This is a genomic window from Flavobacterium sp. RSB2_4_14 (assembly GCF_051547085.1).
Classification (GTDB): domain Bacteria; phylum Bacteroidota; class Bacteroidia; order Flavobacteriales; family Flavobacteriaceae; genus Flavobacterium.
Window position 1 is genome coordinate 112,046 of record NZ_JBPTTL010000008.1, and the last position, 6,813, is coordinate 118,858.

Sequence of the window (6,813 nt, forward strand, 5' to 3'; positions counted from 1 at the left end):
TTCAGTGTTCAGTAAGTAGTATTCAGTTTTTTATCAAAATTTCTTAAGCATTTCTCTTAACATCGGAACGCCTTCTGTAGCATTCATAGGAATAATTTCTATAGGATTTATTAAATCAGAAATGGTTGCTGGTTTTGGATCTATGTAAAATATGGGAACATTTTTTTTGGCATAGTGTACTAATCCTGCCGCAGGATAAACCTGCATTGAAGTTCCTATAATTGCTAAATAATCTGCGGATTGTGTAATCTCAATCGCTTCATCTAATGCAGGAACTGCTTCGCCAAACCAAACAATATGCGGACGCAATTGATTTCCGTTATTATCAACATCACCAAGATTTAAATCATCATACCAATCAAGAATATAGTTTTCTCCCGAAGCTTCGGGATTAACACTTCGCACTTTTAATAATTCACCATGCAAATGTAAAACCTTTGTGCTTCCAGCTTGTTCGTGAAGATTGTCCACATTTTGAGTGATAATATGAACATCAAAATCATTTTCTAATTGAGCTAAAGTAATATGTCCTAAGTTAGGTTTTACCTCATGTAACTGTCTTCGTCTTTGATTGTAAAAATCTAAAACTAATGTACTATTTCTATGCCAACCTTCAGGCGAAGCTACATCCATAACATTGTGACCTTCCCATAATCCATCCGCATCCCGAAAAGTTTTAATACCACTTTCAGCAGAAATTCCGGCCAGTCAGAACCACTAATTTCTTCATCCTAATTATAATTTGGATTTAAAGCTACGCATTTTTGTTATTTTTGGCAAAACTATTATCATGATTGACTTAGAATATCTCAATTATCTAGAAGATTTTTTGACAGAGAACCGTAAAGAACGTTTTCAAAAAGTATTGGACAATCGCACTAATCACTTTACGATTGCCGTTGAAGATATTTTTCAGTTTCACAATACAAGTGCTGTGATGCGAAGTTGTGAAGTGTTTGGTATTCAAGAAATCAATATTGTGGAACAACGCTTTGGCAAAAATATTGATAAAGAAATTGCCATGGGTGCACAAAAATGGGTTGATATTAACAAGTTTGAAAACATATCAAACTGTATTCAAACACTTAAAAATAAAGGTTATCAAATCATTGCCACAACGCCTCACAATGACTCTTGTCTGCTACACGAATTTGATGTAACTAAAAAAAGTGCTTTGTTTTTTGGAACTGAAAAAGAAGGACTTTCTCAGGAAGTAATGGAACAAGCCGATGGTTTTTTAAAAATTCCCATGGTAGGTTTTACCGAAAGTTTAAATATATCCGTTTCGGCAGCGATAATTATTCAAGACATTACCACTCGCCTACGCCAATCTAATGTCAATTGGAAACTGACAGATTTAGAAGTATTAGAAAAACGATTACTTTGGGCAAAGAATACTATAAAAGATATAAAGCGGATTGAGGAAAGGTATTATTTTGAAAAAAATAATAGTTAATTCTTTTTCAAAACCTTATACTGCTCATAGCATTCGCTAATAGCATCCATGATTTGTAAATCATTCGCCGTTTGGATAAAGGATTCGGAATAATTACAACGCTGTAGAATTTCGGCAATTTCTTTTTTGTCTACACCCAAAAGTGCCGCAATGGTTTCTCTATCAAACTTTGACTCCAAAAGATTTCGAACGGTATCATCCTTTTTCATCGCCTTAAGTCTCTTGAGCTCTGTGGGCTTATTACCAAAGAAATTATACAACATATCGGCGGGATTGAAGATAGAACCTAAAACACGAGTAAAAGCATTTGGTGAACTTTCTCCTGCTTCGTAGGCTTGTGGTAAACCTGAAATACTGTAGCGATAATTTTCTTTTTCGGGAATAAGTTTAGAATCGATTTCTAGATAACCCGTTAAATCGTATTTCTTAACAATAATTTCTTCAAGTGCTATGGCTTTTTCTGTTAAGAGAATTTTTGCCGTACCATTTTTCAACCAGTCATTGGTCACTCTAACTCTCAAAGATTGATATCCTAAAAGTGAAATATGAAGTGTATCACTCACGCTAACTTCAAGTTCAAAAAAACCTCTTGAATTGGTAACAACACCTTTTACTTTGTTGATATTAATTACGTTTACATTAGCAATTGGTAACAAATTATTATCATTTACAATAGTTCCGGTAACTTTTTGAGCAATTGGATTGGTCTGTGCAAATGCAGTAAGGGAAAGTAAAAATAAAAAGAAAACTGTAAAATATCTCATGGCCATTTTTGATGGTTTAAAAGTATGAAACTCTTTTAAGATATTTTACAGTTTGTATTTAGAATTAGAACAAAATTAACAAATGTTGTTAACTTTTTCTAGGTCTTCTTGCTTTTGCATCATCAAATGAACGTCCAGCTGGTCTATCAGTATTTCCTTCAGAACGTCTTGGTGCAATTCCTTCTCTTTGAGATGAACCTGGCTCTCTTCTTGGAGCAGCACCTCTATCACTTCTAAAACCACCTTCTCTTGCTGGTCTGTCTGACGAAAAACCACCTTCACGTCTTGGCGATGAGCTTCTTTCTCCTCTATCAGATCTTGGACCAAAGCTTCCGCTACCGCTTCTTGGTGCAGCACTTCTGCCACCACCAAATCCGCCTCTGCGTTCTCCGCCACCACTTCTTCCGTTGTGATCACGTCTTTCTCTGCTTCCACCGTCGTTTTTAGAAATTTCAACGTTTATTCTTCTTCCGTTCATGTCATATCCGTTAAGAATTGACATTACTTTTTCGGTATGCTCTCCATCTGTATTAAAGAAAGAGAAACCTTCTTTAACATCTACTTTGAAAACGTCATCACGACCTAAATCTAGAGTTTCTTTTAAGAAATCTTTCAATTGCATCCAATCGAAATCATCTCTAGAACCAATGTTTACGAAATAACGAACTGGATCACCAGCTCTAATTTCTCTTGGCTCTGAACTACGTTCACTTCTTTCACCACCTTTTTCACCTGATAAATCACGTTTCTTTTTGTAGTAATTGATAAATCTATTGAACTCAACAGAAACCATTTTCTTAATCAATTCTTCTTTAGATAAACCATTAAGTACTTCATTGATGGCTGGTAAATAACTATCAATTTCGTGATCAACTTCAGTATCTTTAATTTTATTGGCTAAATGCAACAACTGAATTTCACAGATTTCAATTCCAGAAGGAATAGTTTTCTCTTCAAATTTTTGTTGAATAATTCTCTCTATAGTAGATATTTTACGCAGTTCACTTTTAGTAATAATTACTATAGATGTTCCTAATTTACCTGCACGACCTGTTCTACCTGAACGGTGTGTATAAGTTTCGATTTCATCTGGTAATTGATAATTTACTACGTGAGTAATATTATCAACGTCAATTCCACGTGCCGCAACATCAGTAGCCACAAGCATTTGAATTTGTCGTCCACGGAAAGATTTCATAACACCATCACGCTGCGCTTGAGATAAATCTCCATGCAAAGCTGCAGCGTTATATCCATCTTCAATCAATTTTTCAGCTACCGCTTGTGTATCACGTTTGGTTCTACAAAATACTACTGAAAAGATATCTGGATTAGCATCGGCCAATCTTTTTAACGCTTCGTAACGATCGCGAGCATTCACACAATAAAATTCGTGTGAAACTGTTGCTGTTCCTGAGTTTTTACTTCCAACAGTTACTTCGGCTGGATCATGCATGAATTTTTTAGCAATTCTTGCTACCTCTGTAGGCATTGTTGCAGAGAATAACCAAGTGTTTTTCTCGTCTGGAGTATCCGATAAAATGGATACAATGTCTTCATAAAATCCCATGTTCAACATCTCATCTGCTTCATCAAGAATACAGAAATTAATGTTTTTAATGTTTACAAGACCACGATTAATCATGTCTTGCATTCTACCTGGAGTGGCCACAATAATTTGTGCTCCACGTTTAATCTCTCTGGCTTGTTCTGTAATGCTTGCACCACCATAAACTGCCACTGTATGTAAACCTTTTACATATTTTGAGTATTGTTTAATCTCGTTGGTGATTTGTAAGCAAAGTTCACGCGTTGGTGATAAAATTAGCGCTTGTGTACTTCTGTCTTCAGCATCTATTTTTTGTATTAGCGGAAAACCAAAAGCTGCCGTTTTCCCTGTTCCTGTTTGTGCTAAAGCTACTAAGTCTGTGTTTTGTTCCAATAGTACTGGAATCGCTTTTTGTTGCACTTCTGACGGATTCTCAAATCCTAGATCTTTGATCGCCAGCAGTAACGATTCATTCAGACCTAATTGTTCAAATTTATTCATATTGTATTTTAAAATTTGGTGCAAAGATACTTTTTAAATACCACATAAACTAATTTGTTATTTATTGATATCTAAGGTGTTACAAAATTTACAGTTATCAGTCGCAGTATTTAGTTGATTGCAAAGTGTAACCTGTGACTAAAAACTGCGACTGAAAACTGAAAACTACCTTAAAAAGTCAACCAACTGCTTCACTGCCAAACCACGATGGCTAATTCTAGATTTTTCCTCTAAAGTCAACTCAGCAAAGGTTTTATCATAACCTTCTGCAACAAAAATGGGGTCATATCCAAAACCATTGGTACCTACTTTTTTTTCTATAATTTGTCCTTTAATTATCCCTTTAAAAAGATGTTGTTCACCATCAAGATTCAAACAAATAACCGTTTTAAATTGTGCGTTTCTATTGGGTTTATCTTTTAAGTTAGCTAATAATTTATCCATATTATCGTTAGCATCTTTTTGTTCACCTGCATATCGTGCCGAAAAAACGCCAGGTTCACCGTTTAAAGATTCCACTTCAAGTCCAGTGTCATCGGCAAAACAATTGAATCCATACTTTTCAGTAACATAATTTGCTTTTTGCATGGCATTACCTTCAATGGTATTTTCAGTTTCTGGAATTTCTTCAAAACAACCTATGTCTTCTAAACTCAATAATTGAATAGTTGACGGTAATAAAATTTGAATTTCTTTGATTTTGTTTTTGTTATTAGAGGCGAAAACGAGTTGCATAGCTATACAAATTAATGACACAAATATAAATGAAGAAAAGTGCTAAAAAACATATTTGACAATCTTTAAAATAAATAAATTTTATTACTATTTTTGCACCGTTTTAAAACTATAACAAATTATGGTAAAAGATTTATTCGAAAGAATACAAAACAATAAAGGGCCTTTAGGAAAATGGGCGTCACAAGCAGAAGGGTATTTCGTATTTCCAAAATTAGAAGGAGAATTAGGACCAAGAATGAAATTCCACGGAAAAGATATTTTAAACTGGAGTTTGAATGATTATCTTGGACTTGCCAATCATCCTGAAGTGCGTCAAGCCGATGCGGATGCTGCTGTACAATATGGCGCTGCTTATCCAATGGGTGCTCGAATGATGAGTGGACATACTGATGCTCACGAACAATTAGAAAACGAGTTAGCTGCATTTGTTCAAAAAGAATCTGCTTATTTATTAAATTTTGGTTACCAAGGTATAATGTCATGTATTGACGCTTTGGTTACCCGAAACGATATTATTGTATATGATGTTGATGCACATGCTTGTATTATTGATGGTGTGCGTTTGCATAGTGGCAAACGATTTACCTACAAGCACAACGATATCGAAAGCATGGAGAAAAATCTGCAACGTGCTACAAAAATGGCCACTGAAACTGGTGGCGGAATACTTTTCATTACCGAAGGTGTTTTTGGAATGCGTGGTCAACAAGGTAAGTTGAAAGAAATTGTGGAAATGAAAAAGAAATACAATTTCCGTCTTCTAGTAGATGATGCTCACGGTTTTGGTACTTTAGGTAAAACTGGTGCTGGTGCTGGTGAAGAGCAAGGAGTTCAAGACCAAATTGATGTTTATTTCTCAACCTTTGCAAAATCAATGGCTAGTATTGGAGCATTCCTTGCTGCCGATAAAGACATTATTGATTATTTAAAATATAATTTGCGTTCACAAATGTTTGCCAAAGCATTACCAATGATTCAAACTGTTGGTGCTTTGAAAAGATTACAATTGTTGAGAGACAATCCAGGATTGAAAGACAAACTTTGGGAAAATGTAAACGCATTACAAAACGGATTAAGAGCAAGAAACTTTAATATTGGAGACACTAATACTTGTGTTACTCCAGTTTATCTTGAAGGTACCGTTCCAGAAGCTATGGTCATGGTAAATGATTTGAGAGAAAATTATGGAATTTTCTTGTCAATTGTTATTTATCCTGTAATTCCTAAAGGAATTATATTACTAAGAATGATACCAACGTCTTCTCACACTTTAGAAGATGTGGAAGAAACATTGACTGCTTTTGAAGCTATTAGAGAAAAACTGGTTAACGGAACTTATAAAAAGATTGCAGATGCTACTAAAGTTGATTTAGACGCTTAATATAATATTTAAACAATTAAAAAAGCCATCTCAATTATATTGAGATGGCTTTTTTTATTTACTTATTCTCTATCTCTTCAATGAGAAATGCGCTTTAAACTGTTTGGCTACGTTTTGTTCTATATAATCTACAGTAAACCAGTAATCGGTCGAAGGTAACAGTTGGCCGTTGTAGGTACCATCCCATCCAGTTCCTGTGGAACTGAGCTGTTTGATTAGTTTTCCGTAGCGGTCAAAGATGTATATCTTAGCTGATGGTTGTCCTGCTAGTCCAACAATATTCCAAGTATCGTGTATACCATCTCCATTTGGGGTGAAGTAATGTGGGTAATCGATGATTTGAACGTCTTGGATAATCAGTTCTTCACAGCTGTAAATGCCGCCTTCGGTATCCCAAACATGGATGACATGACTGCCTAAACTC

Annotated in this window: 6 protein-coding genes and 1 pseudogene; 2 read left to right on the forward strand and 5 right to left on the reverse strand. The window is 35.0% G+C overall.

The window, feature by feature from the left end:
* Positions 1-33 precede the first annotated feature (33 nt).
* A pseudogene (locus ACSVH2_RS12885) lies at positions 34-730 on the reverse strand (SIR2 family NAD-dependent protein deacylase).
* Positions 731-790: 60 nt separating this feature from the next.
* Between ACSVH2_RS12885 and ACSVH2_RS12890 the strand changes: the two are divergent.
* Entirely contained in the window at positions 791-1,456 is a 666-nt protein-coding gene (locus ACSVH2_RS12890; protein ID WP_438093589.1) for a TrmH family RNA methyltransferase, read from the forward strand.
* Here ACSVH2_RS12890 and ACSVH2_RS12895 read toward each other — a convergent pair.
* The 3 genes from ACSVH2_RS12895 to ACSVH2_RS12905 form a co-directional block, all read right to left on the reverse strand.
* Complete coding sequence (locus ACSVH2_RS12895) at positions 1,453-2,220, reverse strand: carboxypeptidase-like regulatory domain-containing protein (protein WP_438093590.1); 768 nt, start codon at positions 2,218-2,220, stop codon at positions 1,453-1,455. The genes ACSVH2_RS12890 and ACSVH2_RS12895 overlap by 4 nt on opposite strands.
* An 88-nt stretch (positions 2,221-2,308) precedes the next feature.
* The gene (locus tag ACSVH2_RS12900; RefSeq protein WP_438093591.1) at positions 2,309-4,270 is read right to left on the reverse strand and encodes a DEAD/DEAH box helicase; all 1,962 of its coding nucleotides are present in this window, start codon (positions 4,268-4,270) and stop codon (positions 2,309-2,311) included.
* A 165-nt stretch (positions 4,271-4,435) separates the two neighbouring features.
* Positions 4,436-5,005: a non-canonical purine NTP diphosphatase gene (locus tag ACSVH2_RS12905; RefSeq protein WP_438093592.1), complete on the reverse strand. Its 570-nt coding sequence runs from the start codon at positions 5,003-5,005 to the stop codon at positions 4,436-4,438.
* A 121-nt stretch (positions 5,006-5,126) separates the two neighbouring features.
* On the opposite strand from ACSVH2_RS12905, the gene ACSVH2_RS12910 reads away from it, so the two are divergent.
* Positions 5,127-6,389 carry an aminotransferase class I/II-fold pyridoxal phosphate-dependent enzyme gene (locus ACSVH2_RS12910; protein WP_438093593.1) on the forward strand — a complete coding sequence of 421 codons (1,263 nt, stop codon included), beginning with the start codon at positions 5,127-5,129 and terminating at the stop codon, positions 6,387-6,389.
* 69 nt (positions 6,390-6,458) lie between these two features.
* Here the strand turns inward: ACSVH2_RS12910 and ACSVH2_RS12915 are convergent.
* The coding region (locus ACSVH2_RS12915) for a T9SS type B sorting domain-containing protein (RefSeq protein WP_438093594.1) at positions 6,459-6,813 on the reverse strand (355 nt) is incomplete at its 5' end.

Coding starts and splice junctions, on each gene's coding strand:
- ACSVH2_RS12890 (WP_438093589.1), top strand. CDS start 791: ATGATTGACTTAGAATATCTCAATTATCTAGAAGATTTTTTGACAGAG.
- ACSVH2_RS12895 (WP_438093590.1), bottom strand. CDS start 2,220: ATGAGATATTTTACAGTTTTCTTTTTATTTTTACTTTCCCTTACTGCA.
- ACSVH2_RS12900 (WP_438093591.1), bottom strand. CDS start 4,270: ATGAATAAATTTGAACAATTAGGTCTGAATGAATCGTTACTGCTGGCG.
- ACSVH2_RS12905 (WP_438093592.1), bottom strand. CDS start 5,005: ATGCAACTCGTTTTCGCCTCTAATAACAAAAACAAAATCAAAGAAATT.
- ACSVH2_RS12910 (WP_438093593.1), top strand. CDS start 5,127: ATGGTAAAAGATTTATTCGAAAGAATACAAAACAATAAAGGGCCTTTA.